Consider the following 26,104-nt stretch of genomic DNA (forward strand, 5'->3'; position numbering starts at 1 on the left):
ACGCCGCTGGCTAGTCTCGCTTGCGCCCGCCCAGGTGGCGGTCGAGGAAGCTGCGCATCTCGCGCGCGATCTCCGGGCCATGGGTCTCGATCGCGAAGTGGCCGGTGTCAAGGAAGCGTACTTCCGCCTTTGGATTGTCGCGCTTGAACGCCTCGGCGCCCGGCGGCAGGAAGAACGGGTCGTTCTTGCCCCAGATCGCGAGCGTCGGCGGCTGGTACTGGCGGAAGTAGGCATGCAGCTGCGTGTATTGCTTGATGTTCTCGCCATAGTCGACCAGCAAGTCCATCTGCGGTTCGACGCCGATCCGCTGCACCGCCTCATGGGCCAGCAGGTAACCTTCGGGCGCGATCGCCGAGGTATCCTTCACGCCCTCCACGTACTGCCACTTGAGCATGTCCAGCGTGTTGAACTTGCGCAGCGCCTCGCGGTTCGCTGGCGTCGGATTGGCCCAGGCGGCCTGCATCGGCGCCCAGCCCGGGCTCAGGCCTTCTTGGTAGGCATTGCCGTTCTGGCTCACGATCGCCGTGATCTTTTCCGGGTTGCGCACGGCCAGTCGCCAGCCGACCGGCGCGCCATAGTCGAACACATAGATCGCGTAGCGTTGCAGGCCCTTGGCGGTGGTGAACGCATCGATGACGTCAGCCAGGTTGTCGAAGGTATAGCGGAACGAGGCGTCGGCGTGCGTCAGGCCGAAACCCGGCAGGTCGGGCGCGACCACGCGGTAGCCGGTGGCCAGCTTTGGAATCAGCTCGCGGAACATATGGGACGAGGCGCCGAAGCCGTGCAGCAGCAGGACGGCGGGCGCGTCTTTCGGACCGGCTTCACGATAGAACACGTCGACGCCCTTGACCTGGAGGGTCTCGTAACGCACCGCGGGCGCTTGCTCCGCGGCCTGGGCGGCGCCGGCACTGCCGATGGCCGCCGCCATGAGGAGGGGGCGAAGAATGGCTTTCATGAAGGACTCCTTTCGATAGTGTGGATTTAAACTAACCTTTAAAAATGTATTTGAGAGGTTATGGAAACAGTATTGCACGCTTTCAGTAACCGTTCAAGTATAATGTTGATGGTTATCGCGAAAGGAAGATCATGTCCGACCACACACAGGAAAGCCCCCTGACCGAACCGCTGATGGTGGCCGACCACCTTGCGCTCGACCTGCTCAACACGGAGGCTGGCGTGGGCGCCGCGCGCGTCGATTTCTGGCAAAGCGGCAATGACGTCTTGCGCTGGCTGGAGCGCTGCGGCGTCGATAGCGGCCTGGTGGCCGACCAGGCGGCGAAGGACGCCTTGCTGGTCGAGGCCAGGGAGCTGAGGGCGATCGGGCGCGAGCTGGTCGAGCTGCGCAAGCAGGGGCGGAGGGGAGATCCGGGACGGCTCAACCGGTATCTGGCGGCGATGCAGTCGGCGCCGCTGCTGGAATGGGGCGATGACGGACCGCTACTCGCGCGGCAACGCCCGACACCTTCGCCGCAGCAGGCGCTGGGGCTGGTCGCCGAGTCACTGGCGGATTTGCTGGCCAGGGGGCAGTTCGATTATGTGCGCCAATGCGAGCACCCTGATTGCGTACTGTGGTTCTATGACCGGACCAAATCGCACCGGCGTCGCTGGTGCAGCATGGCCTTGTGCGGCAACCGGCACAAGGCGGCCGAGTTCCGCCGACGTAAATTATCAGCGTAGAAATGGCGCTTCGTGAAAAGCGAACTCCTCGAGTGGCGATTGAATAGGGTATTCCGAAACTTTCGGAGTTGCGGTATTCTTGTGCAGGGAGGATACCGATGAGAGCCGATTTTCGACTGGCGCGCATGATTCATGCGCTGGTGCATATTTATGGACGCAAGGGCACGACCAGTTCCGAGGAGCTGGCCGTGGTGCTCGACACCAATCCGGTGCTGGTAAGGCGCATGATGGCAGGGCTGCGCGAGGCGGGCTATGTACGTTCGACAGCGGGCCGCAATGGGGGATGGGTGCTGGCGGTCGATCCCGACAGCATCACGATGCTGGACGTCTACCAGGCGCTCGAGGAGCCGGTGATCTTTGCCATCGGTGCGAACGTCGACCATCCGGGATGCGCGCAAGAGCAGGCGATCAATGGCGCGCTGGACGTGGCGATGGCGCAGGCGGCGGGAACCCTGTTGCGCGAATTGAGCCAGGTTCGGCTATCGACCTTCATGCCGGCCCAGGCCGATACCGCTGCAGCGGCGCAGGGGTGACCCGGACTGAACAGTCTTGGTTGCGCCCGAGTGCGGAACGGAAGGCGGCCTGTGCATCAGCAAAAAACGTAACTAACCAACATAGGCCGCCGACCAGCATCAATTATTCGAAGGCGCAGGCTCCGGACCAGCTAACAACATTCGCGAAAGCGACCAGGGCAGGAGGGCAAAGCCGAGCGAGCAGCCAGGAATGCGACTGCGATGCGCATTCCTGGCGCAGGCGGCGCCAGCGAAGGCTGATGCCGCCTGCGGTGGTCAAGGATGCCGGCGCGCCTGCAGCGTCACCGCCGCCGGCGTCAACCCTTCGGCCACCGCCCGCACCGTGATCGGGCCGTTGGCCCCCGGCTTGGCGCGCACGATGCCCAGCACCAGGCCGTTGAAGGCGGCGCGTTCAGGCGAGGGGAAGGGCTCGAAGCTGGTAGGGTCGCCATTGTCGGTAGCCACCAGTTCGCCCGGACCGTCGACCGTAAAACGGACGCGCTGGCTGGTGCGCGGCGCATCGATCCCGGCCTGGTCGACGATGCGTACCGTGACGAAGGACAGGTCGCGGCCATCGCCGTCGATCGTCGTGCGGTCGGCGCTGACCTGCAGCGCGGCCGCTTCGCCTGCCGTTTTCACCGATGCGCGCGCCCATTCCTTGCCGTCCTTGTAGCTCACGACGCGCACCTCGCCCGGCTCGTATTTCACCTCGTCCCAGCGCAGGCGGTAGGTGAGGGGAGCCTTCTTCTGGCGGCCCTGCGACTTGCCGTTGACGAACAGCTCGGCCTCGTCGCCCGACGTAAACACGTGGACCGGCGTGACTTGGCCGACCCGTTCCGGCCAGGTCCAGTGCGGCAGGATGTGGGCCATCTTCAGGTCCGGGCGCCAGCGCGACTGGTACAGGTAGAAGCGGTCCTTCTTGAAGCCGGCCAGGTCGATGATGCCGGTATAGGAGCTGCGCGCGCCGTAGTACGGGGTCGGTTCGCCCAGGTAGTCGAAACCGGTCCAGACGAATTCGCCAGCCACATAAGGGTGGCGGTCGAGCGCGGCGAACACCTTGTCGGCCGACGAACCGAAATCGACGGCGTACAGTTCATACGAGCTGACCTGCTGCAGCTTCGAATCGCCGCCGCGGCCGTCGCGCACGATCGAGCTGTTGGCCGGATGGACGGGGAAGAAATAAACGCCGCGGCTGCTGAAGGCCGATGCCGATTCGCTGGTGAGGATCACCTTGTCCGGGAATGTCGCATGGAAGGCCGGATACTGCGGCGGCGTGCGGATGCGGTCGGTGCCCTCGAACTCGGGATCCTGGCGGATGCCTTCGCCCTGATAGTTCAGGCTGATCAAGTCCACCTCGGCCGGCAGCGGCATGTCGGGCTTGGCGTAGTTCATGGCGGTGGTGGTGGGACGGCCTGGATCTTCCTCGCGCGCGATGCCGTGCAGGCGGCGCGCGATCGCCGCGCCGTCCTTGTCGGTGTACTGCTCGCCGACCTCGTTCCCGATGCTCCACATGATGACCGACGGGTGGTTGCGGTCGCGCCGGATCATCGAGCGCAGGTCCTGCTCGTGCCAGTCGTCGAAGATCAGGTGGAAGTCGAGCGGCGTCTTCTTGCGCTGCCATGAGTCGAATACCTCGTCCACCACCAGGATCCCCATGCGGTCGGTCAGCGCCAGCAGTTGCGGATCGGGCGGATTGTGGCTCATGCGCAGGGCGTTGGCGCCCATCTGCTGCAGCATCTCGAGCTGGCGTTCGGCCGCGCGCACATTGAAGGCGGAGCCCAGTGCGCCCAGGTCGTGGTGGTTGTTCACGCCGCGCAGCGGAATCTTCTCGCCGTTGACGAACACGCCTTCGTTGGCGTCGAAGCGCAAGTTGCGGATGCCGAACGGCGTCTCGACGCGGTCGACTACGCGGCCATCCTGGCGCACGGTGGTCACGGCCAGGTAGCGGTGCGGCTGCTGGGTCGGCGGCGGGCCCCACAGGCGCGGCTTGGCCAGGGTCGCCGTGCCCTCGATGTCGGCGCTGGCGCCCGGCGCGACGGTCGCCGGCGCAGACGTCACGCGCGCCACCGGCTTGCCGCTTGCCTTGCCCTGGGCGTCGAGTACGAGCAGTTCGGTGACCACGTCGGCCTTGCCCGGCGCGGCGCCCTTGTTGTCGAGCGTGACCCGCCAGGCCACCTGGGCCGATTCCTTCGATACCTGCGGCGTCGTGACGTGCACGCCCCATTGGCCCACGTGAAGCGGCGCGGTCTTGGTGATCCAGACATTGCGGTACAGGCCCGCGCCGGGATACCAGCGCGCCGATTCGGGCGTGTTGTCGAGGCGGATCGCCACCTGGTTGCGCGCGCCCGGCGTCACGTAGGGGGTGAGGTCGATGCGGAAGGAGTTGTAGCCATACGGCCAGCCGCCCGCCAGGCGGCCATTGACCCAGACGCTGGCATAGGCCATGGCGCCGTCGACGTCGAGGTAGATCGATTTGCCGCGGTCGGCCGCGTCCAGGTCGAGGGTCTTGCGGTACCAGGCGGGGCCCCAGGTCTTGAGGCGGCCCATGCCGCCATACGGCCCGGTCTCGAGGAACGGCCCGGCGATCGCCCAGTCGTGCGGCAGGCGCACCTGGCGCCAGGCGCTGTCGTCGAAGCCCAGGCGCGCATACGGCGCGTCGATGGCCGGATCGGCAGCAGGGCGAGCATGGCGGCGCGACGGATCCTTGATGAAGGCGTTGCCGCTCGGGAGTATCCAGGGTTTGAGCAGCGGCACGCCGGCGCGTTCGACCTTGGCGGCCTGGTCAGGCCTGGCGTCGGCGTCCTTGCCGTCCGCCGATTGCTTGACGTCGGGGCGCACGTCGTACAGGTAGGGCGCCGAGTCGCCGCCCGGATCGCCAAGGGTAAAGCGCCAGCCGTCGTTGAAGTCGATGCGTTCGCGGCCTTGTGCGCTCGTTGGCTGCGACTGTTGTGCCGACTGCGTTGGTGGCTGGGCGGCGGCGGGCGCCATGGCCAGCCCTGCGCCGAGCGCAGCCGCCAGGCAAGCGCCGCCCACCGTGATTGTTCGCGGATGTCGTTCCAAGTCTCCTCCGATCGTTGATATTGTTATAGTCCAGGTACGTCGTATCCGAAGCCTACCATTGCCTAACAATAAATGGTAGCGCATAACAAAAAATGTTGTCGATCACGGCAATCCACTTATCGGAGAAGGCCGGCGCACGTAATCCCTACTGCGCCGGCGGCGTGGCCGCGCCACACATAGGGGCCGATGATCGTGCCGGTGAACCCGCCGGCCTTGCTGGTCGACAGGAAGGTGGCATCGACGTCGCCGAGCAAGACCCGCTTCACGCCGCCTGCCGTGTAGGAAAAGCGCATGCGCCCGCCATCGGCGTGGATCTCGAGTTCGATCGCCTCGCCGTCCAGCGGCGTGCTGGCCAGCAGCCGGTCGGCATCGGCCTTGTCGCGGACATACAGGGCCAGCATGTCGCGCTGGCCGATCCGGCTGATCCCGTAGAACAGGTGCGAGGCGTCGCTCTGGTAGGCCACCAGGCCGGCGCGGTCGCCTTCGTGGGTGGGACGGAAGCGCAAGGCGGTCGACACGGTGGCGATGTGGTGCTGCTGGCGGCGCGCGAGTAAGGCCGGTGTGGCGTGCAGGTCGCCGAGCTGGCCGCGTGGCTCCAGCACCAGGCGGCCAGTTTCCAGCCGGTGGAACGGCGTCGCCGGCGTGCGTACGCCGATCCACGCATCAGCCAGGCGCGCGCCGTCGAATTCATCGGCATAGGCGAAGTCGCCCGACAACGGCAGCTGGGGACGGTCCTGCGCCGGCAGCGCCGGCCGCTCGGCGACGAAGGGGATCGCCTTGCCATCTTCGAGCACCTGCGGCCAGTCGTCTTTCCAGGCGACGGGCAACAGGAAGGTCTCGCGGCCGATGTTGTACATGCCGTCCTGGTAAGGGCGGGTGGCGAGGAAGGTCGCCCACCATTGCCCGTCCGGGGTCTGGACGAATTTCGCGTGGCCGGCCGATGTTACCGGATTCCGGCGCGCCGGATCGAGCTTGCGCTGGCTGAGGATCGGGTTGTTCGCGTAGGGCGTGAACGGGCCGCGCACGCTGCGCGACCGGAACACCACCTGCGAGTGATTGTCACCGGTGCCGCCTTCCGCCGCGATCAGGTAGTAGTAGTCGCCGCGCCGGAAGATGTGGGGCCCTTCAATCCAGCTCGGCTCGGCCGAGATGTCGACGCCGCCATTGACCAGCAGGGTGCGCTCTCCCTTGACCGCCAGCGCGCCCGGGTCGAATTCCTGGACCCAGATGGCGCGGTGGCCATCATAGCGCGGCTGCTCGGCCGGGGCGTCGTTGCCGACCAGGTAGACCTTGCCGTCGGTGTCCCAGAACAGCGAAGGATCGATGCCGCCGAAGGCCAGCTTGACCGGCTCCGACCAGGGGCCTTCGGGCCGGGTGGCCGTCATCGCCATATTACCGCCGCAATCGACGCAGGTGGTGACCACGTAGAACACGCCTTTGTTGAACGAGATGTCGGGGGCGTAGATGCCGCGTGACGAGCGCAGGCCTTCGAAGTTTGCCTGGGAAGGGCGGCTGATCACGTTGGTGACTTGCGTCCAGGTGCCCAGGTCGCGCGAGTGGAACAGCGGCAGGCCGGGGAAATTCGTGAACGAGGAATTGATCAGGTAATAGTCGTCCCCCACGCGCAGCACGGAGGGGTCGGGGTAATAGCCGGACAGGATGGGGTTGCGGTATTGCGTCGCGGAGGGCGTCGCGGTTTCCTGGGAACGGCCCTCATAGCTGAAACGCTCGAAATGCGCGGCATGGACCGGCGCACCGTCGAAACCTGGTCGGGCGCCGGGAGCAGAACAGGCTGCCAGTGCGCTTACCACAATGGCAGACGAGACAATGCTACCCAGAATGCGAGAAGAAATCATGATGTCCTTTGGTAGATGAATTTCGCCTGGCATGGCCTTGGCAGGAGCGGAGGCGTCGGTGGTCGAATGTCACTGGCATTGTTATTGAAACAATGTAGAGCTGCAACGGTTTATACCATAACCTTACAAGTTATGTTAAGCGCAACCATAGAGCTTTAACTGGTGAGCCTTGACTAATCGCATCCATTGCTTTCTCCAAAACGTAACTAACCAATCTATTTATTTCAATCAGGATAACTATTTACCGCTGCTGACTACGGACACGACCATGCCAAACTGGCCAGCCACCAAGAAAGGGGCGAGGCATGAGGGTACTGCACTTCGTAAAGTGGCGATTTACCGATTAAAATGCCACTCCAAAGAGCAATCCGGGAAGACCGCGTTGACTCCCTGATTGGACCGCCGCCCAGCATTAGCCATTGACATCGCGGAAAATGGTATAGACCATATCCAAGCTTGATTGGCGATGTGGACCACTGCGTGGCTAGAATCGCCCCGCAGTTAGGGTACGACGTTCGATCTTCGTATCCAGGCGCGGCCGACCGGACTTTTGCTAACGCCACCCGGCCCGGACTGACACCAAAGGAAAACGCCGTGACAGACATTCAAGAAAAGTGCTGTGCCTGTGGTGCGACGGCTGGCCATGTTTTTGAGTGTCCCAAGTGGCCAAAGGGGACGGCCCCAGTGGAGCAGATGGACTGACGGATCATCGAATTACTGATCGCCAGCCATTCTCCTAACACCATACCGTAGGCAAAAATACTATGAAAGCAGCACTAGGCATCGCTGTACTTTTGACAGCATTCGAGAGTAAGCCCGCACTGGCAGTCAACTTCGATCAGCAGCAGATCTGCCGCGCGGCTATTAGCGCGGTGATGGGGCGCGACCCGAAGACTCTCAAAGTGACTAAAGTTGATTCAGGGGTCATCCACCTGAGTTATTCCAGGCCTGACGATGAAACTGTATGGGAGCAACGTTGCCGAGTCGAGGGTCAAAAAGTGGTATGGGCAACAAAATCTGGTCGATGGCGAGAGCATACCCTGGACGATGTGATTACATATACCGTAACGGGGACTTCGTTGACGATCAGCCAGAAGTTCACGGATGGTTCCACTGTGGTGAAATCGTACTCGCGTGCGGAACTCGGCCTCAAGTGATCGGAACAGACCTGGCGCCGGATGCGCGGGGTTTGCAAGATCGACCGACTCTCAGCCGGCGTGCTTTCCAAGAATGGAGTACGAGCTCAAGACGCCCCTCAGGAACAACAGGAACTCGTTGCCTAATGTCACCGCGATTCAGGATGGGCATACACCTGCGCGAAAATTAGGTCGAGGAGGGCGGCGCGATACAGGCGGTCAACGATGCCATCCGCGCCCTGGCGACGCAGTTGGCCGAACAGCTGAAACGGGAGGCTATGGCTGAGCTCGACGAGGTGCGGGCGCAGATCGACGATCAGTGCGCCGCTGACGAACGTGCCCGGGCTGAACTGGAAGCGTAGCTCGGCGAGGCGCGACGGGCTGTCAAGGATGTCTCGCGGTGCCTTGAAGCGCGCGAGCACGACCTTGCGACCGTCTAAAACCAGCTCGCCACCGAGAAGATCGCGCGGCATATCGCAGAGCAACGCGTGCTTGATCTGAATGGCATGCCGGCCGAGGCCGAACGGCACCAAGTGTTGCTGGAAAAAAAGCATAAACATGCGCGGGACGCCTTGGAACATTATCGGATGGCAGTCAAGGAACAGCGGGAACAGGGGAAACGCCGACACGAGCATCTGGTCCATGGGTTACAAACGGAACTGAAGCGGGCGCAGCTTTCGTTTTCGCCCAAGTTGACTCGATTGAACAAGGAGGCGGCCGCGCTCGCGACGGAACTCGGTCCGGTCGGCTCTGCATCTTGAACGTGAAGCAAGCCGCAACCAAGCAGAGAACGTAGAGCAGCTGAAGGCCGTTAAGGCGCGAGTTGCCGTGCTTGAGGCACAACGGTCGACAGCAGGACGCGGTTGGTTGAGGCTGCGGAAACGCCCGCGCGCGCGGACATCGCTTCCAGCGAATTACGGCAGCAGATTGCTGGACGGGGCTGACGGCCACTAGCACAGTTGAAGATCGACACGAGGTCATCCAAGCTGGTTGATGCGTCGCCTGACACATTTCCCGGAAGCGATTGGAAGCAAATTTGTGAGACAGGATGCGGACAGCAGCATCGAGCAGTTTACTTCGATAGATCTAACAACTTTGCTTCCGAGAGCTTTTATGTAGGTCTGGGAGGCGGCGTCCACCACGTCGCGGTACTTCGCATAATCTATATTATGTTAAATACGCTCTCTGGCGATCAATGCGGATCTGCCTCAACCGCCAGGGTGAACCACTCCGCCGTCCATGCAGCCCTGAACCGCCAGCATGGTCCGCTCCCGCTCAAGCAGTCCAGATCGCCGCCGACGCATCGTCCGCCGCTTTCACGGCGCGCGCCCCGGTGCTGCCGACCACCGCCTCATACGTTCGCAGCTCGTCCAGCATCGCAGGCAACCCCCGCTCGATACAGGCGTCGGCCAATCCTGAATCCGTGTAGCGGCCGTACGGATCGACCAAGCGATAAAAGCCGTCGGTCATGATGAGCAGGCTCGCTCCCGCCTCCAGGTCGATGTTCCGGATGCGCGCATTGAAGGCGCCGTTCGGATGCAGGCACAGCACCGCCGGCGCCGGTTGGGTATTCTGGAACTTACGCCGTTCACGCAGCATCGGCAGCATGCGTTCGCGCCGTTCGACCGGATCGGTCACGCCTTTGGCACGCAGTTTCGCGATCTCGGCCTGCAGCACGGCGTCCTGCGGATTCACGAACGGATCGAGGTCGATGCAGGCGCCGGCTGCCGTGCGCAGCAGGCTCTTGCAGTCGCCCAGGCCGTACAGCGACGCACATTGTCTGCCATCCCGTTTGCCAATTCGGATCCAGGTCAAGGCCGCGATCGGCCATGCGTGCAGCGGCACGGCAGTTCGATCCGTGATTTCCTCGAACCTGGCGCGGACGCCGTCGACCGCGGCCTGCACGCATTCTTGCTGGCTGCGTTCCGGCCGCAATTGATGCTCCAGCGCCGCCGTGAATGAGTGCACGAACCAGGTCACGTCGCCGTGGATGGGATCGAGGTAGTCGCCTTCGGCCACCGAGGTCCCGCCATCGATCACCAGGATGTCCGTGGCGCCCCCATGGTTGAAGACTGCCACGTGGTCGTCGTTACGATGCGCAACTGCGCCGGCGGAGATATGGGCGATCGTCATTGGATTTGGCCGGTTATCATGTGACCGGGACTCTACCCGCGCCGACACCGGAAGACAAGCGCCGCATCCCGGCCCCGCATTGAACTCGACAATATATATGCTAATGTCGAGTCAAATATGCAGCGATAACAGGCGTCGTGCTCGCCGCTCACTTGACTCGCTTACGCTCGTTGGCACATGCCTTGCACTCGTAGCTCACGCTGCTGCCCGATATATTGAAAAATTCCGGATCCATCGGCCAGGGCTCATCGCAGCTTGCGCAGACCTGTTCCTGACCGAGCTCGGTCTGGCAAATCCGGCGAAATCCCTTGCCTATCCTGACCATCTGGACATCGCGGGAGCTCCCCGCATGGCGGCCGCTCATGTCAACCCTCGCCGATAGGTAACGGCCGCCCACGGGCGCGTGCCCCTAGCCGGCCGCGCGCGGCCCGATCGCGATGCACTCGACCTCGACCTCGGCCCCGAATGCCAGCTGGCAGCCGCCGAACGCCGAGCGTGTCGGGTACTGGCCGGCCGGGAAATATGTCTGGTAAACCCGATTGAACTCCCCTGCCTTGCTGACGTCGTCCAGCATCACCGTGCATTTGACGACATGTTCGAATCCCAGGCCGACACGCTTCAGGGCGGCGCCGATATTGTCCATCGTCTGGACCGACTGCGCCTCGAATCCTTCCACCAGGCCGTTCTCGCCGATGCCCAGCTGCCCCGCCAGGTAAACGACATCGCCGACCCGGACCGCTTCCGAAATCGGATAACCCTTCAGCTGCAGTGGAAAATATTCGCGTGTACTCATCTTGCCTCCTTGGTTGTTGAAAGATTTGTTGCTTGACCCCTGTGATCCAGGCCGATTGCTACTCGTTCGGTCTCCACACCGCTTCAGCCACGCGGAGCAAGTTCGTCCCGAGAATCTTGCGGATATCGGATTCGGCATATCCGGCCTTCAGCTGGAGCTCGACCAGCGGCTCGATCTGGGCGGGTGAAACGCATTGGTATCCCCCGTCCATCGCGTAGCCGAGTTCGGCGGGGAATGTATCCTTCATCCTGGCGAGATAGCCATCCAGCTCCCCGGTGTCGAAGACATAATCGAGCCCGATCCCCACATGGTCGGCGCCGACCAGTTGGACGGCATAGTCGATATGCCGGAAATAGCGTTCGGTGCTGATGTCGTTATCGCCCAGGAAGATGCCGGCGCCATTGAGGCAGACGACCCCTCCCGTTCGCGCGCAACCCAGCATCAGCGCATCGGGGATATTGCGGGGATGATCGAACAAGGCCCGCGGGTTGGAGTGCGAGAAGATCACCGGATTCCGGCTGTACTCGAGCACGTCGCGGGCCGTCCGGTCGCCGGTATGCGAGCAGCACGCCACCATGCCGACCCGCGCCATCTCGTCGAGCACTTGGCGGCCGAAGGCGGTCAGCCCGCCATCGTCGGCCTGGCAGCCGCCCCCTACCCTGTTGCTGCCGTTATACGCCATCAGCATCCAGCGCACGCCCAGGTCGTAGTAGAGCGAGACCAGGCTGAGCTGGTCGCCGATGCCGTTGGCGCCCTCGATATCGAAGCCGATCGCGAGCCGGCCCGATTCGCGCGCGCGCCGGATGTCATCGACCGTCCGGATGAGCAGATAACGGTCGCTGCGCGCCGCGATCCAGCGCCTGAAATGGGCCAGCATCCGCAGATGTTCCTCGACGCCCTGCTCGCCGAATCCGACGTTGAGCATCGCGACATCGACGCCGCTCGAGCGGTACAGCTCGAGCTGCGGCAAGAACGTTTCATCCAGCGGCCGCAGCGGCATGCACCCGTGGTTGTCCCACACCAGGCTGGCGGCAACCAGGGATCGGGCGTATCGCCGGGTATCATTGAGCGACATCGTTTCGTCCTCCCTCAACCCGCAACGCGGTTGAAGATCCGCGCCATCGCACCCAGCCGTTGCATCTTGCCCCCGGCGTCCGGATTGACGAAAGCCAGCGGGAACGGGATCACCGTGCCGTCCAGGCTGATCTGGAACAGGTGCGCGCCGATCCGCGCCAGCTCGAAGACCGGCGCCCGGGCGTTATCGGTCTCGTAGAAGTCCACTCGCGCCACCATCCTGGCCAGCAGGCGCTCGCCGTCGCGCAAGACATCGAAGCGATACGTCTGGTTCTCGTAGCTGCCCTCGTACGGCCCGGTATCGACTTGCCCTGCGATCGGGGCCAAGGGGGCGACCGCCGCGCCCCAGCTGTCAAGCAGGGGTTCGACGAGCCGTGCATCGAATGCGCCGTTCTTCGAGCAATTGGTCAGGAGCGCGAACGTCCGACCGCTCGCGGGATGCGCATATAGCACCGACACCACGCCGGGGCCGCCGCCGCCGTGGAACAGCACGCCTCCGGGCGCCATCATCCACCCCAGGCCCACGCGCCAGGTGATGGGCGAAATGAACCTGGTCGTCTCGGTCGCCATCAGGGCCGCACTCGCCGGCGACAGGATGCGCGTGCCATTGACGCCGACGCCGCCGGCGATCAGGGCGCGGGCGAAGCTTACCAGGTCGGCCGCGGTCATCATGACGGTCGCCCCGGCCGGGGCAAAACTCAGGGGCAGGAAGGGCTTGGTGCTCTGGACGAAATTGCCCTGGGCATCGACCTGGTCGCCGACGCTGACACGAAAGCGCGGCAACTCAGTGATGTCGGCCAGCGAATGGCGCAGGCCGAGCGGCTCGAAGATGCGCGACTTGACCAGGCTGTACCAGCCCTCGCCCCTCAGCTTCTGGGCGATATGGCCGGCGATGACGGTGCCGATATTCGAATAGGCTGTTGCATCGCCCGGCGCATGGACTTGCAACCGCGAGGCGCAGTCGGCGATCGCATCCTCGATGCGCTGCTGGTCGAAACCGTGGTAGGCCGGGCAATCGTAGTCGATGCCGTTGGTGTGGTTGAGCAGCATCCGGCAGGTGAGCGCGGCCAGCGCTTGCGGATCGCCCAGCCGCAGCTCGGGCAAATGCCTGCTCACCGGATCGTCGAGGCCGACCAGGCCATCGTCGACCAGTTGCATGAACAGGGTGGCGTTGAGCACCTTGGTGATCGAGCCGATATGCATCAGCGTATCGAGCGTGACCGGATCCCCGGTGACGCTGTTGCGCAGGCCACCGACGGCTTGATGCAAGCGCTCGCCATCCCAATAGGCGAACGATGCGCCGGTCACCGCGCCGCTGCCCGTGGTGTCCGCGATGACCGCGGCGAAATCGATGGGCATGTCAGTGGCCGCCGCTGACGCACGATGGGCAGCCAGGCAGCCGCGCGCCGTTATGCAGGAAGCGCTTGAAATTGCCCTCCTCCTCGAGCGGCGCAGGCAGTTCGGCGGTCAACAGCGGATGTGCGGGAAGCCCGGCCAGGTCGACCAGCGCGCCTTGCTTGATGACCGCGTGGATGCTGCGGTAATGGTCGGCCGCCTCCAGCGGATTCTTGTCCAGCACCAGCATGTCGGCGATCTTGCCCGGCTCCAGGGTGCCCAGATCGGCGTCGACCTTGTAGGCGCGGGCGATATTGCGCGTCGCCGCGTGCAGCAGGTCCATCGCCGCCATGCCCTTTTCTTCCATCGCGCGCAGCCAGGCGAAGTGCCCGGTGGCCAGCCGCCCGAGCGCCTCCTGCTCGGGCATGCCGTTCCAGGTCGCCTTCAACCAGGGCTCGCGCAGCATCTCCCTGGCGAACACGCCGCCGTCGTTACCGAGCAGGATCGGTGCGCCCGAGCCGATCAGGTTGCGGGCATTGATGTCGGCCGCGGACCACATCGTCCATTCATGGTCGGACACTGCCCCCTTGACATAGGCCAGCCCGGCCTCGGTCACCGGGAAGATCACGGCCCCGGCCCGGGTGCGCCCGAACAGGTCGAGTGTCTCGGCGGGAATCGGCACCGGGCCGGTCATATTGCAATGGGTGACCAGGTCGCAGCCGGCTTCGATCGCCATGCGCAGGCTCTCGACCGAGGTGCTGTGGGCCTGGACCGTGCGGCCGGCGCCATGCCCGGCGTCGACGATCGCCTTTTGTGCGCGTTCCGAGAACTGCAGGAAGGCGCCGGCGGCCAGCCCGCCATGTTCGGAGGCGCCATATTTCACGAAGTCGATGCCGCGCGCGACGTAGCGCGACACTTCTTCGCCGACCTGGGGCGGCGTCATCCACATCAGGTGGCGCCCGCTGTTCTCGACCCAGGTCGCGTTGACGCGGTCGACGAACCACGAGCTGGCCACCTCGGCGGCCTTGCCGAAGAAGTCGCCCGAGAACGGACCGTCGAAGCCGATGATATTGCCCGCGCAGCGGATGCGGCTGCCGACGGTCTCGCCGCGGTCGATCCGGTCGCGCACCGTCATCAGCGCGCGCCGCGGTCCCCAGGTGTCGAACACGGTGGTCATGCCGGCCTTCAGCGCGACCTGCGCGGCCTCGGTGATCAGCTCTTCATACCGGCCATCGTAGCGCAGCAGCGTCTCGAGCGTCGTATTGACGAGCAGGTGGACGTTGGCGTTCATCAGGCCGGGGATGACGAACTTGCCCGCCATGTCGACCGTCTGCACGCCAGGCGGCGGGTCCAGGTCCTCGCGCCTGGCGATCGCGCGGATGCGGCCGCGTTCGACCAGGATGGCGTTGCCGGTGAGCGGCTTGTCGGCGACGCCATCGATGATCGTGGCGCCGGTGATTAACAGGGTCATAGCATACCTTCAAGAAGTCCGATCGAAAGGAACCGGGCCGGCCAGCGGCCTGCCTGTCCCTAGAAGCTTACGCTCAGATTGCCGCCGATGGTGCGTGGGCGGGCATTGGTGACCTGCACCGGGCTGCCCAGCGGCACCAGCAGCGGACTGGCGCCAAGCTGCGCGCGCTTGTCGAACACATTGCGCGCATAGAACGACAGTGTGTAGTCGCCCATCTCGACCCCGGCCTGCAGGTCGGTCAAGCCGTAGCCGGGCAGGCTGTAGTTCGGCAGCGTGGTGCTGCCGTCGAAGCCCGAGTTGCGCTGGCCGGCCCCGCGCTGCGTCACCCCTACATAGGCTGGATGCCCTCCCAGCGTGAACTCGCGGTGCACGCCGAGCGAGGCGGACAGGCGCGCGCTGTTGGGCAGGCGCGTGCCGTCCTTGCCCAGGCTGGGCGCATCCTCGGTGAGCTGCGCGTCGAGCCACGACAGGCTGCCGTTCAGGCGCCACGCGCGCGTCGGCCGGTAGGTCAGCCCCAGTTCGGCGCCGCGGATCTCGGCCTTGCCGCCGTTGACCAGCACCCCGACCCCGTTGACTGCCATGATCTGCTGGATCTTGTCCCATCGGATGTCGAACAGCGAGGCTTCGACCGACAGCTTCTTGTCCAGCAGGTCGGCCTTGTAGCCGGCCTCATAGCTCCACAAGGTATCGTGGTCGAAGGTAGGCGGCGCGGTCGGCAGGCCGGTGGCCAGGTCGCGGATCAAGGGGTTCGGGCCGCCGGGACGATAGCCGCTGGCGGCGCGCAGGTAGACATTGCTGACCGGCGTGAGCGCATAGCTCAGGGTGGCCATATAGGTCTTGGCGGTATCGCTCGATTCGCCGTCGACCGTGCTGGCCCCGCCCGCCAGCAGGCCATCGCTCGCCTGGTGGTAGGTCTGGCTGTTGTGGGCGACGCGGATGCCGCCGGTGGCCGACAGCTTGGGCGTGAATTTCCAGGTCAGGTTGCCGTAGCCGGCGATCTCGCGGTAGGTGCTGGGCAGGTTGGCGTCGAGCAGGTCGGGCCCGGGGGCGCCGCCCGGCACGGTCGACGCGGCAACCTGGTGATTGCTGCCGCGCTCGTTGGTGTAGTACAGGCCGGCCAGCCATTCCAGCCGGTCGCTGCGGCGCGACGTCAGGCGAAATTCCTGGGTGCGCTTGTGCAGGCCGCTGGCGGTCCTGAGCGGCACGGTTTCCAGGTTCATGCCGAATTGCGCCACCAGGGGAACGTAGGCGCTGGAGTAGTCGTTGACCGTCGTCAGGTGGGTGGTCTGGAGCGAGGTGATCGAATTCAGGCGCGCCCAGCCCATTTCGTACTCGATATCGGCCGACACCAGGCGCACCCGGGAGCGGTAGGGCTGGCCGGTGGCCAGGGTCTGCGTCAGCTCGCCGGTGAGCGGCTGGCCGGTGGTGAAGCCGTAATCGGTCAGGTCAAGGCCGTCGCGCCGGATGTCCTGGGCGGTGCCGGTGAGACGCACGCGCAGGTTGGCGCTCGGGTCGAGCAGCACCGAGATACGCGCGCCGTTGCTGGCGCCGCCGTTGACGTCCTTGCCGGCCAGCCTGCCGCGCGCGTCGGTGTAGCCGGCAGCCTTGTCATGGAAGGCCGAGACGCGCACCCCGGCCACGCCCTCGCTCAGTGGCACGTTCACCGTCCCGCTGATCGTGCCGCCCGCTTCGCCGCCGTGGGTCTGGCTGCCGCCGAGCGTGATTTTGCCGTAGAAGCTGTTGGTGTCCGGTTCATTGGTCACGTACTTGAGCAGGCCGCCCATCGCGCCGGCGCCGTACAGGGTGCCTTGCGGGCCGCGCAAGACCTCGATGTGGTGCAGGTCCAGCAAGGCCATGTCCAGCGCCGACATCGCGCCGCGCGCATAGGCGCTGCTCGAACCGACGGCCACGTCGTCGATATACATGCCCACCACGGCGATCACCTGGTCGCCGGTCGAGACGCCGCGCATCGTCACCGAACCGCGGCCCGGACCGCCTCCCGAATTGACGTCGATCCCGGGCTGGTCGGCGATGTAGTCGGCCAGCGAGCTGGCCCCGCCCTGCTCCAGCTTCTCGGTAGAGACCATATTGACCTGCATCGGCACCTCGCGCGCCGGCTCGCGGCGGCGGTTGGCGGTGACGGTGACGACGTTCGCCTCGGCCTCGGGCTGGTTCGCCGCGGCCGGGGCGGCGGCGTCCGGCGCCTGGGCTTGCACCTGGGCCTGGGCCAGCATCGGCACCGGTGCGAACGCGAGGGTCACCAGCACCGACAACAAGGTGCGGCGCGGCGAGAATGGCGAGTCGGGCTGGGCTTTTTCTACGGTATGGCGATTCATGCTGGTATCTCCAAAAATGTCCTTACGGATCGAATTTGTGTTGCGATGGTGGCAGTCAACGCAGCCGCGAGGGGCTGAGCGCCGCCGGGTCGACGCCGAAGCGGGCCAGCGCCTCGGGCACCGGCTGCCCGCGCAGCAGTGCGTCGTACAGCTGGCCGGCGGCGGGCGCGGTCTGGATGCCGTAGCCGCCCTGGGCCGCGGCCCAGAACAGCCCGGGCACCGCGCCGTCGAAGCCGCCCGCGCATTCGCCGTCCTGGACGAAGGAGCGCAGGCCGGCCCAGACGTGCCGCGGCCGGCGCACCGTCAGGGTGGTCATGCGCTCGATGGCGTCGATGCCGATGGCGATGTCGAGTTCCTCGGCCTGCACGTCGTGCGGCGCGACCGGATCGGCGTTGGCCGGCGAGCCGAGCAGCATGCCGGCGTCGGGCTTGACGTAGAACGAGTGGCCGACGTCCATGAAGGTGGGCCAGTGGCTGGTGCCCAGGCCGGCCGGCGGCTCGAACAGCAGCGCCGAGCGGCGCTTGGGCACCAGCCCGATCGGCGCCGCGCCGGCCATGGCGCCGATGGCCTCGGCCCAGGCGCCCGCCGCATTGACGACGACCGGGGCCCGGAACCGGCCCTGCGAGCTGTCGACCTGCCATTCGTCGTCCTCGCGCCGCATGGAGTGCACCTCGGCGTCGAACACGACCCTGCCGCCCCGGGCCCGCGCGCCGCGCAGGAATCCCTGCAGCAGCGCATCGACGTCGACGTCGTCCGCGTCCGCCTCGAGCACGGCGCCGATCAGGTCTTCACCGCGCAAGGCCGGCACCAGCTGCCCGGCCTCGTCGGCGCTCAGCCGGATGACGGCGTCGGTGACCGAGCGCACCAGCGCCTCGTGGGCGTCGAGCTCGGCCTGCTGGCCTTCGCGGGCGAAGGTCAGCGCGCCGCGCGGCGTGAGCAGCGGATGCTCGCAAAAGCCCGGCGGCGGCGCGTCGAAGAAAGCGCGGCTGGCGCGGGTCAGCGCGCGCACCTGCGGCGGCCCGTAGCTGGCCATGAACAGCGCTGCCGAGCGCCCGGTGCTGTGGTAGCCGGCCTGCGGCTCGCGCTCGAGCACGACCACGCTGGCGTGCCGCGACAGCCAGTAGGCGATCGAAGCGCCGCCGATGCCCGCGCCGATGATGATGAAGTCCGCTTGCATTGCCTTACTCCTCTCGTTCCAGCAGCAGGTGGCGGGTGCGCATGGTGTCCATGCGCAGGCCGGCCACCCGGCCGTTCCTGCGCTCTACCCGGAGCGCGCCGCGCAAAGGCAGGTCCCCTTCCATTTGCCAGCCGAAGACGTCGTCTCCCAACGCCTCCAGCTGGATCGACGTACTGCCGAAGCGGCCCGCCAGTGCCAGGCGCAGGACGTCGCCGTCCAGGCGCAGCACTGCATGGGCGTCCAGCTCCGGCGCGCGATAGCGGCCCACCAGGTCCCGGCCCGCCTGTGCCAGCGTGGGCGGCGTTTCAGGCAGCAGTTCCAGGTCTTCGGCATGGCTGCCCTCTGATACCCGCAGCGTCGCCGGCGCGCCGGCGCCAGCCGGCAGCGCGGCCAGGTCGATGGCGAACGGGCCGGTGGCCGATTCCTCGAACCGCGTGCGCAGTTTGCCGTCCCCGGCATGCAGCGCCATCGGCGCTTGATGCAGCACTTCCAGTCCCAGGGCGCCGTCGACGTCGGCGAAAGCGGCCATGAAGCCGGAGCTGCGCGAGACATAGCGCCTGCCCAGCAGTGCCTTGCGGTCCGCGCTGGCCACCTGGGTGTCGCAGGCGGACGTCAACGTGTCAGCCAGCATGATGTCGACCACGCGCCGGGACAGGTCCCAGGGCTTGATCGGGGCGCCATTGCTCATGATGATGACGTCCAGCCCGTGGGCTGGCACCGTCAGCATCTGGCAAGCGCCCCCGATCACGCCACCGGCGTGGTGCACCACCTCCACGCCGCGGTAAACGTGGCGCATCAGGCCCAGCGCATAGGGCAGCTCGACGCCGTCGTCCAGGCGCGCCAGTGCGAGCATCTGGGTCCAGCTGGCGTCGCTGCCCACACGCTTGGCTCCGCGCAGGTGGGCCAGCCAGCGCAGCATGTCGTCGACGGTTGAGATCATCGCGCCTTCGCCCCGGACTTCGGTGCTGGGGAAGATGCCGCGCCGGTAGCCGCCGGCAGGCAGCGCCACATGCATGGTGGCCATGCCGCGATGGATCTCGAAGTCGCTCGGCGCCGAGACGGTGTCGATCATGCCCAGCGGCTTGAAGATGCGCTCGGCGAGGAAGGCTTCGAACGCCATGCCGCTGGCACGCGAGATCGCGATCGACAGCAGGTGGTAGCCGCTATTGTTGTAGATGAGTTTCTGGCCCGGCGCGAAATTGGCTTCGCGCTGGCGCAGTTGGGCAGCCAGCGCCTGGCCGGCCGGCTTGATTGCCATGCCGTCGGCCAGGAAGCCGATGTCTAGATGGCAGCGGTAGCCGCCGGTATGGTTCATCAACTGCCGCAGCGTCGGCTCTGCGTCCAGTGCGGGCAGCTCCGGCAGGTGCCGTCGCACGCCGGCATCCAGGTCCAGCTTGCCCTCCTCGGCCAGCAACAGCGCGGCCAGGCAGGTGAAGTGCTTGCTGGTCGAACCGATGCGCATGCGGGTGAACGGGGTGTTCGCCACCGCCAGCTCGACGCTGGCCAGGCCAAATCCGCGCCGGTAGACCACCTCGCCATGCCGGGCCACGCCGACCGCCAGGCCGGGCGCATCGCTGCGGTTGAAGACGTCAAACAACGCGTCCAGCCCGGCGGCGCCGGTATCGACCGGCGCCGCGGCATTCATCACGGAAGAATCACGCATTGCGACTCCTTGCAGGAGATGGGATAAAGTGAAACCAGATTATCCCAATCAGAAAATTTTCGCAATCAGAAATTATGTAGTGGTGATGCTGCCGGGCGCGGGCATGCCGACTGCCAGGAAGGCCGACATTGGCGTCGGCCCCCGGCAGGCTTGAAAAATTTTACATAAACGAAAACGCTGCCCGGGCGGCGGGCAGCCTGGCGTGCATCAGCGGCGACGGACGCGGCTCGTGGCGCCGGCAGCCGCGGCCCGGGGTTCGGGCGCCGCGCTGCTATGGCCGTTGACGTGCGGCGCCGGGTGGTCGCGGTCGGCCGGGCAGATGGTTAGTATGCGGCAGGGCCCGGGGGCCGCGGCGATGTAGGCGTGGGCCATGCCGCTGTCAAAATAGACCGAGTCGCCCGTTTCCAGGCGGGTCGGCGCATACAGGTCGGTGTACAGGTCGACCGCGCCTTCCAGTACGTAGGCGTACTCCTCGCCCGCATGCCGGATCATCTCCCCGAACTCGGCGATCGAGCGGGCGTGGATCTCGCCCACGATGGGGACGATCTGCTTGTTCAGCAAATCGGCGGCGGGATACAGGTGCCGGTAGTTCGGGGTCTCGATGGTATAGCCGGCGCCGGCCCGGGTAATGCTGCGGCGGCCGCTGGAGGCGGTTCGGGGCGCTTGCGTCCCGGCCGGCGCGTCGGCGCCGAACAGCTGGGCCATGTCGATCCCGAGCCCGCGGCAGATCGACACCAGCTTGTCGTAGCTGATCGACATCTTGCCGTTCTCGATCTTGGACAGGGTGGACACCGGCAGGCCGGTGCGCTCGCTCGCCTCCAGCAAGGTCATGCCGCGCTCCTTCCTCAGGTCGCGCAGCACCAGGCCAAGCTGGCTTTCGGCGGGGGCATTGACGGCATTGGTTTTAGTAAGCATCGGGTGGTGTGATAGGGACGCGCCAGACGTCACGATGACGTCTTTTCTCCCCATATTATAGATCCGCGAAAATACTATCGTCTATTTTTCGGTTATAGAAAACCGGGTGGCTGCTTATGCAACCGGCCAACAACCGGCCATCGAGCGCGAGCGCGGGCGAAGGCGGCGTCGTGGAGCCTGGCGCCACCCTCCCGGTCCAGGGCCGATCACGGCTACGGGCCGGCCTGGGTTCAGTGCGGGCCCGGGGCGGGGGCGCCGGCCTCCCTGCTCGCGGCCCTGGCCAGCCAGGCATCGAACTCGGGCGCCGGGATCGGCCGCGCATGCAGGAAGCCCTGCGCCATGTCGCAGCCGTGGGCCTGCAAGAACGCCTGTTCGGCCTCGGTCTCGACGCCCTCGGCCACTACCATCAGGCGCAGGCTGCGCGCCATGGCGAGCGCGGCCACCACCAGGCCGGCGCGCTCGGCGTCGGTGTCGATGTCGGTCACCAGCGACCTGTCGACCTTGAGCTCATCGGGACGCAGGCGGCTGATATAGCCCAGCGACGAGTAGCCGGTGCCGAAATCGTCGATCGCCACCAGCACGCCGAGCGCTTTCAGGCCGGCCAGGGTGGCGCGCGTCTGTTCGGTGTCGGCCAGCTGGTGCTGCTCGGTGATCTCGACGCACAGCCGGCCCGGCGCGAGGCCGGTGGCGCGCAGCGCCGCCTCGACCACCGGCACCAGGCGGCCCGACTTGAACTGGGCCGCCGTCACGTTGACCCCGACGCGCAGTCCGGGGCCGCCGTCGGCGTGCCACAGGACGGCCTGGCGGCAGGCCTGGAGGATGGCCCAGGCGCCGATTTCCTCGCCCATCGACGATTCTTCGAGCATCGGCAGGAACAGGTCGGGCATCAGCAGGCCCAGTTCGGGGTGGTGCCAGCGCAGCAGGGCTTCGGCGGCGGCCGGCCGGCCGTCGGCCAGGGCGACGATGGGCTGGTAGAACATCTCGAGTTCGTCCCGCTCGAGCGCCATGCGCAGGCCGGTCCCCAGCCGCACCCGCATCTCCATGCGCGCGGTCAGTTCGGGCCGGTAGAACTGGACGTTGTTGCGGCCTTCTCCCTTGGCCTGGTAGAGCGCGCTGTCGGCGAAGCGCAGCAGGGTGCGGAAGTCTTGCGCGTCGTCGGGGAACAGGCTCACGCCCATGCTGACGGCCAGGCGCACCTCGTGGCTGTTCAAGTGCAGCGGCCGACCGCATTCCTGGCGCAGCTTGTCGGTCAGGGCGATCACGTCGCGCGTGTCGGACACCTCGGACAGCACCACCACGAACTCGTCCCCGCCCAGGCGGCCGACAATGTCGATCGCGCGCACGCTGCGCGCCAGCCGCGTCGCCAGCTCCTTGAGCACCTGGTCGCCGGTCTCGTGGCCATAGGTGTCGTTGATGTGCTTGAAGTAATCGAGGTCGATGAAGACCACCGCCAGCCGCGCCCCGCGGCGGCGTGCCACGGCCAGTTCGCGCTCGACCTGCTCGCTCAGCATGGCCCGGTTGGCAACCCCGGTCAGGGCGTCATGGTGGGCCAGGTGGGCCAGTTCTTCTTCGGCCCGCTTGCGTTCGGTGACGTCGTTCACCTGGATCAGGAATTGCTGCGGTTCGTGGTTCTCGGGCAGCAAGGTGGCCGATACCAGGGCCCATACCGTGCGCCCGTCCCTGGGGCGGTAGCGCCGTTCGTATTGCACCGCGTCGCTGCGGCCGGACAGCAGGTCTTGCTGGTACTCGCGTTCGATGGCATTGTCGCCGCTGTCCCCGAAGCCGTCTTGCGCGGCGCCCACCAGCTCGTCGGCCGGCGCACCGAGCAGGCGGCACATGGCGCGGTTGACGCGCACATAGCGGTTGTCGCGGTCGACCAGCGCCAGCCCCAGCGGCGCGTTATCGAAGGCGCTGCGAAAGCGCTGCTCGCTGCGCGCCAGGCGCAGCTCGGCCGCCACCCGTTCTCGTTCGTCATGCAGTACGATCGCGGTGCCCATCGGGTGGGCCCGCTCGTCGCAGATCGGGCCGGCCGAGAAGTCGACCGGGATGCGCTGGCCCTCATGGGTCACGAGCATGGCGGCGCCGCTGTGCGCCAGGCAGTCGTGGCGCGCCAGGCTGACGGCATCGCCGGCGTCGTCCTCGAGCCGGACCACCTCGGCGGCGCTGCGTCCGCGCAGGATCTCGGTGCCCAGCAGGTGCTCGGCCGCCGGGTTGGCCAGGCCGACCAGGCCATCGGCATCGGTGGCGATCACGGCGTCGCCCACGCCGTGCAGCACCGACGTGAGCCAGCGTTCCTTGTCGCGCAGCGCGCGTTCGACGTCGGCCTTGCGCAGCGCGACCTCGATCACGGCGCGCAGCTCGCGGCCCTGGAACGGTTTGGTAAGATAGCCATAGGGCATCGCCGAGGCGGCGCGGTCGACGGTCTGGTCGTCGCTGTAGGCAGTCAGGAAAAGAATCGGGATCTGCAGCTCGGCGCCGATGCGCGCGGCGGCCGCGATGCCGTCCATCTCGCCCTTGAGCACCACGTCCATCAGCACCAGGTCGGGCCGGTCGGCGCGCGCACGAATGATGGCGTCAGGGCCGTTGTCGACGCAGCCGCAGACGCGGTAGCCCATCTCGCCCAACTGGCCCGCGATGTCCATGGCGACCACGGACTCGTCTTCGACCACCAGCAGGCTCGGCGCGTCCCGGGCCGCGCCCGGTAAGGAATGCAGCATGATCGATCCTGTTATGGCGCCGTCTGGCGGGCGGCCATGTTCGTCTGGTGCGACAGCGCATCGGCCGCGTGGCTGGCGCCGCGCTTGCCGTTGAGCCCGGGATGGAAGACAAGCCTGATGCAGGCGCCGCCGCGGTTCTCGAGCACGAGCTTGGCATGCAATTGCTCGCTCAAGGCGCTAACTAGTCTTAGACCCAAGGTTTGCGGTGAAGTTCCATCCGAGCCCGGCGGCAGGCCGATGCCGTCGTCGCGCACTGTCAGGCGCAGCATCTGGTCGTCCGCGTCCACGCCGTCGTCCGGCTCGCGCGCCACGGTGACGTGGATCGTGCCGCGCCGGCCGTCGGGGAAGGCGTGCTTGAGGCTGTTCGAGACCAGCTCGTTGAGCAGCAGGCCGAGCGGCACCGCGAGATCCAGGCCGACGTGGACCGGGGCCACGTCGAGCGCCAGCTCGATGCCGCGCTGGTGGGCCGAGCCGGCGCTGGCCAGCTGGACGCACAGTTCGCCCACATAGTCGTCGAGGCGGATGGCGCCGAGGGTGCGCGACTGGTACAGGCGTTCGTGGACCAGCGCCATCGCGCGCACCCGGTTGGCCGCTTCCTGCAAGGCGTGCTGGGCGCGGCCGTCCCTGAGCGTGCGTGCCTGCAGGTTGAACAGGCTGATGACCAGCTGCAGGTTGTTCTTGACCCGGTGGTAGAGCTCCTTGAGCAAGGTGTTCTTGTCTTCCAGTGCGTGGCGCAGCGCTTCCTCCTGCTCCCAGCCGGCGCTGACATCGCGCACGGTCACGATCAGCAGCGCCCGCTCGGGCAGCGGATTGGCCATGGCGTCGGCCGCGAAGGCGTCGCCGTCGCGGCGCAGGCCGCGCAGATGGGTGGTGCCGGCCATCCCGCTACGCAGCGGGACGGCGCGCATGCGCTCGCACACCGACCCCGGCTGGTCGCCGGCTTCCACGATCAGCGCATCCAGCGCCTGCCCTTCCAGCGTGCCGGCCGGGTAGCCGAACATGCGCTCGGCCTGGCCATTGGCGCGCACCACCCGGCAGTCCGGCCCGACCAGCAGGATGCCGTCCGGCGTCTCTTCGAAGATCCCGCGCAGGAAGGCTTCGCTGCGCTCGACCGCGCGCTTGGCTTCGCGCAGGGTGCGCTCGGCGCGCTCGGCTTCGTCGCGCTGGATGGTGCGCTCGCGCAGCAGCGCCGCGGTCTGCACCAGCGCATGGCCGACGTCCAGCGCCTCGTCGAGCGGCAGCGGCGGCAGCACCACCTGTTCGCCGTGGCCGAGGGCGATCGCCGGCCGCACCAGGCCGCGCACGGCCGCCTCGATCCGGGTGCCGATCAGCGCCACCAGGGCCGCGCCGAGCAGCAGCAGCGCGCATCCGCCCACGATGATCCATTCCAGGGAACGCCACAGGTTGGCATTGAGCGCGCTGCGCTGCAGGGCGATCGCCACCGTCCATTCGGACAGCGAGGAGTGGCTGAACACGGTCACCAGGCCGGCGCCGTCCGGACCCGGCTCGTCGACCGTGCCCTCCGGCCCCAGCGCGAAGCCGGCCGCCAGCGCCGAACTGGCACGCCGGCCGACCTCGGTGCGGGTGGCGCGGCTGCTCCATACCACGCGCGCACGGCCGTCGTAGATCGTGACGGTGGCGCCGGGCGGCGCCTGCTGGCGTTCGAGGATGGCGCCGAGGCGCTCGCCGAAATACTGCATCGACAGCACGTAGCGCACCTGGCCGCCCCGCACCACCGGCACGTCGACGCTGCTCAGCAGCCGGTTTACGGTCGGTCCCAGGTACAGGTCGGACACCATCGGACGCTCGGTGTCGAATACATTGCGGATTTCGCCCGCATTGCCGTGCCGGGGCAAGGCCGCATCGAGCGGGCGGCCGGTATTGATCACCTGGCGCAGGCCCGCATCCGTTGCCACCAGCACGTTGCCGGGCCGCGCGTGCAGCACCTCGATGGCCTGGGCGTGGAAGGCGCGCAGGTCGTGGGCGTCCAGGCTGGGCGAGGTCGCCAGCGCCTGGAGGGCCGCCTGGGCACTGCTCAGCTCACGGTCGATGGCCTGCATCAGCGCGCGCGACACGTCTTGCGACGCGCGCTCGAGCCCGGCCCGCTCGCGTCCATACGAGTGCAGGAACAGCGCGACCACGGCCAGCGTGGTCGGGACGATGAAGGCCGCCAGCAGCAAGGCCAGCCATTGGCGGATGGTCGGTGCGCGGCGCGAGGGGAACGACAGGCTGATACCCATCGCCCCACT

Annotated in this window: 18 protein-coding genes; 3 read left to right on the forward strand and 15 right to left on the reverse strand. The window is 66.5% G+C overall.

Going from position 1 to position 26,104, the window contains the following annotated elements:
- Window positions 1-10: 10 nt before the first annotated feature.
- Window positions 11-955: an alpha/beta fold hydrolase gene (locus tag E8M83_RS09890; protein WP_137173200.1), complete on the reverse strand. Its 945-nt coding sequence runs from the start codon at window positions 953-955 to the stop codon at window positions 11-13.
- 131 nt (window positions 956-1,086) lie between these two features.
- Between E8M83_RS09890 and E8M83_RS09895 the strand changes: the two genes are divergently transcribed.
- Both E8M83_RS09895 and E8M83_RS09900 read left to right on the forward strand, forming a co-directional pair.
- The gene (locus tag E8M83_RS09895) at window positions 1,087-1,677 is read left to right on the forward strand and encodes an ABATE domain-containing protein (protein ID WP_137173201.1); all 591 of its coding nucleotides are present in this window, start codon (window positions 1,087-1,089) and stop codon (window positions 1,675-1,677) included.
- 98 nt (window positions 1,678-1,775) lie between these two features.
- Window positions 1,776-2,210, forward strand: a complete 435-nt coding sequence (locus E8M83_RS09900) for an Rrf2 family transcriptional regulator (RefSeq protein WP_137173202.1) — start codon at window positions 1,776-1,778, stop codon at window positions 2,208-2,210.
- Between the two features lie 255 nt (window positions 2,211-2,465).
- Here E8M83_RS09900 and galB read toward each other — a convergent pair whose 3' ends face one another.
- Window positions 2,466-5,249, reverse strand: coding sequence for a beta-galactosidase GalB (galB, locus tag E8M83_RS09905; protein ID WP_229491475.1), 2,784 nt, complete (start codon window positions 5,247-5,249; stop codon window positions 2,466-2,468).
- A gap of 116 nt (window positions 5,250-5,365) precedes the next feature.
- On the reverse strand, window positions 5,366-7,060 hold the full coding sequence (locus E8M83_RS09910; RefSeq protein ID WP_229491476.1) for a glycoside hydrolase family 43 protein: 1,695 nt from the start codon (window positions 7,058-7,060) through the stop codon (window positions 5,366-5,368).
- A gap of 809 nt (window positions 7,061-7,869) precedes the next feature.
- Between E8M83_RS09910 and E8M83_RS09915 the strand changes: the two genes are divergently transcribed.
- Window positions 7,870-8,262: a hypothetical protein gene (locus tag E8M83_RS09915; protein ID WP_137173204.1), complete on the forward strand. Its 393-nt coding sequence runs from the start codon at window positions 7,870-7,872 to the stop codon at window positions 8,260-8,262.
- Between the two features lie 128 nt (window positions 8,263-8,390).
- On the opposite strand, the gene E8M83_RS09920 is transcribed toward E8M83_RS09915, so the two are convergent.
- The 12 genes from E8M83_RS09920 to E8M83_RS09975 form a co-directional block, all read right to left on the reverse strand.
- Complete coding sequence (locus E8M83_RS09920) at window positions 8,391-8,885, reverse strand: hypothetical protein (protein ID WP_137173205.1); 495 nt, start codon at window positions 8,883-8,885, stop codon at window positions 8,391-8,393.
- Window positions 8,886-9,516: 631 nt separating this feature from the next.
- A complete protein-coding gene (locus E8M83_RS09925) occupies window positions 9,517-10,374 on the reverse strand; it encodes a protein phosphatase 2C domain-containing protein (RefSeq protein WP_137173206.1) in 858 nt (285 codons plus the stop codon).
- Between the two features lie 409 nt (window positions 10,375-10,783).
- Window positions 10,784-11,167: a RidA family protein gene (locus tag E8M83_RS09930; RefSeq protein WP_137173207.1), complete on the reverse strand. Its 384-nt coding sequence runs from the start codon at window positions 11,165-11,167 to the stop codon at window positions 10,784-10,786.
- 58 nt (window positions 11,168-11,225) lie between these two features.
- A complete protein-coding gene (locus tag E8M83_RS09935) occupies window positions 11,226-12,242 on the reverse strand; it encodes a dipeptidase (RefSeq protein ID WP_137173208.1) in 1,017 nt (338 codons plus the stop codon).
- A 14-nt stretch (window positions 12,243-12,256) separates the two neighbouring features.
- Window positions 12,257-13,600 carry a serine hydrolase gene (locus E8M83_RS09940; protein WP_137173209.1) on the reverse strand — a complete coding sequence of 448 codons (1,344 nt, stop codon included), beginning with the start codon at window positions 13,598-13,600 and terminating at the stop codon, window positions 12,257-12,259.
- Between the two features lies 1 nt (window position 13,601).
- Entirely contained in the window at window positions 13,602-15,047 is a 1,446-nt protein-coding gene (locus E8M83_RS09945) for an amidohydrolase family protein (RefSeq protein WP_137173210.1), read from the reverse strand.
- A 59-nt stretch (window positions 15,048-15,106) separates the two neighbouring features.
- The gene (locus E8M83_RS09950; protein WP_229491477.1) at window positions 15,107-17,383 is read right to left on the reverse strand and encodes a TonB-dependent receptor; all 2,277 of its coding nucleotides are present in this window, start codon (window positions 17,381-17,383) and stop codon (window positions 15,107-15,109) included.
- Window positions 17,384-17,438: 55 nt separating this feature from the next.
- A complete protein-coding gene (locus E8M83_RS09955) occupies window positions 17,439-18,560 on the reverse strand; it encodes an FAD-binding oxidoreductase (protein ID WP_137173211.1) in 1,122 nt (373 codons plus the stop codon).
- A gap of 4 nt (window positions 18,561-18,564) precedes the next feature.
- Entirely contained in the window at window positions 18,565-20,223 is a 1,659-nt protein-coding gene (locus E8M83_RS09960) for a serine hydrolase (RefSeq protein WP_229491478.1), read from the reverse strand.
- A 207-nt stretch (window positions 20,224-20,430) separates the two neighbouring features.
- A complete protein-coding gene (locus E8M83_RS09965) occupies window positions 20,431-21,138 on the reverse strand; it encodes a helix-turn-helix domain-containing protein (RefSeq protein ID WP_170976758.1) in 708 nt (235 codons plus the stop codon).
- Between the two features lie 230 nt (window positions 21,139-21,368).
- Complete coding sequence (locus tag E8M83_RS09970; protein WP_137173213.1) at window positions 21,369-23,855, reverse strand: EAL domain-containing protein; 2,487 nt, start codon at window positions 23,853-23,855, stop codon at window positions 21,369-21,371.
- 11 nt (window positions 23,856-23,866) lie between these two features.
- Window positions 23,867-26,095 (reverse strand): histidine kinase dimerization/phosphoacceptor domain -containing protein, encoded by a 2,229-nt coding sequence (locus tag E8M83_RS09975; protein ID WP_137173214.1) that lies wholly within the window; start codon window positions 26,093-26,095, stop codon window positions 23,867-23,869.
- Window positions 26,096-26,104 lie beyond the last annotated feature (9 nt).

It is taken from the genome of Massilia sp. HP4 (assembly GCF_005222695.1).
In the GTDB taxonomy this organism is placed as follows: Bacteria; Pseudomonadota; Gammaproteobacteria; order Burkholderiales; family Burkholderiaceae_D; genus Telluria.

What these genes read in the sequence shown, in the direction of transcription:
- E8M83_RS09890 (WP_137173200.1), bottom strand. Translation starts at nt 955, where the DNA reads ATGAAAGCCATTCTTCGCCCCCTCCTCATGGCGGCGGCCATCGGCAGT.
- E8M83_RS09895 (WP_137173201.1), top strand. Translation starts at nt 1,087, where the DNA reads ATGTCCGACCACACACAGGAAAGCCCCCTGACCGAACCGCTGATGGTG.
- E8M83_RS09900 (WP_137173202.1), top strand. Translation starts at nt 1,776, where the DNA reads ATGAGAGCCGATTTTCGACTGGCGCGCATGATTCATGCGCTGGTGCAT.
- E8M83_RS09915 (WP_137173204.1), top strand. Translation starts at nt 7,870, where the DNA reads ATGAAAGCAGCACTAGGCATCGCTGTACTTTTGACAGCATTCGAGAGT.
- E8M83_RS09920 (WP_137173205.1), bottom strand. Translation starts at nt 8,885, where the DNA reads ATGGACCAGATGCTCGTGTCGGCGTTTCCCCTGTTCCCGCTGTTCCTT.
- E8M83_RS09925 (WP_137173206.1), bottom strand. Translation starts at nt 10,374, where the DNA reads ATGACGATCGCCCATATCTCCGCCGGCGCAGTTGCGCATCGTAACGAC.
- E8M83_RS09930 (WP_137173207.1), bottom strand. Translation starts at nt 11,167, where the DNA reads ATGAGTACACGCGAATATTTTCCACTGCAGCTGAAGGGTTATCCGATT.
- E8M83_RS09935 (WP_137173208.1), bottom strand. Translation starts at nt 12,242, where the DNA reads ATGTCGCTCAATGATACCCGGCGATACGCCCGATCCCTGGTTGCCGCC.
- E8M83_RS09940 (WP_137173209.1), bottom strand. Translation starts at nt 13,600, where the DNA reads ATGCCCATCGATTTCGCCGCGGTCATCGCGGACACCACGGGCAGCGGC.
- E8M83_RS09945 (WP_137173210.1), bottom strand. Translation starts at nt 15,047, where the DNA reads ATGACCCTGTTAATCACCGGCGCCACGATCATCGATGGCGTCGCCGAC.
- E8M83_RS09950 (WP_229491477.1), bottom strand. Translation starts at nt 17,383, where the DNA reads ATGAATCGCCATACCGTAGAAAAAGCCCAGCCCGACTCGCCATTCTCG.
- E8M83_RS09955 (WP_137173211.1), bottom strand. Translation starts at nt 18,560, where the DNA reads ATGCAAGCGGACTTCATCATCATCGGCGCGGGCATCGGCGGCGCTTCG.
- E8M83_RS09960 (WP_229491478.1), bottom strand. Translation starts at nt 20,223, where the DNA reads ATGCGTGATTCTTCCGTGATGAATGCCGCGGCGCCGGTCGATACCGGC.
- E8M83_RS09965 (WP_170976758.1), bottom strand. Translation starts at nt 21,138, where the DNA reads ATGCTTACTAAAACCAATGCCGTCAATGCCCCCGCCGAAAGCCAGCTT.
- E8M83_RS09970 (WP_137173213.1), bottom strand. Translation starts at nt 23,855, where the DNA reads ATGCTGCATTCCTTACCGGGCGCGGCCCGGGACGCGCCGAGCCTGCTG.
- E8M83_RS09975 (WP_137173214.1), bottom strand. Translation starts at nt 26,095, where the DNA reads ATGGGTATCAGCCTGTCGTTCCCCTCGCGCCGCGCACCGACCATCCGC.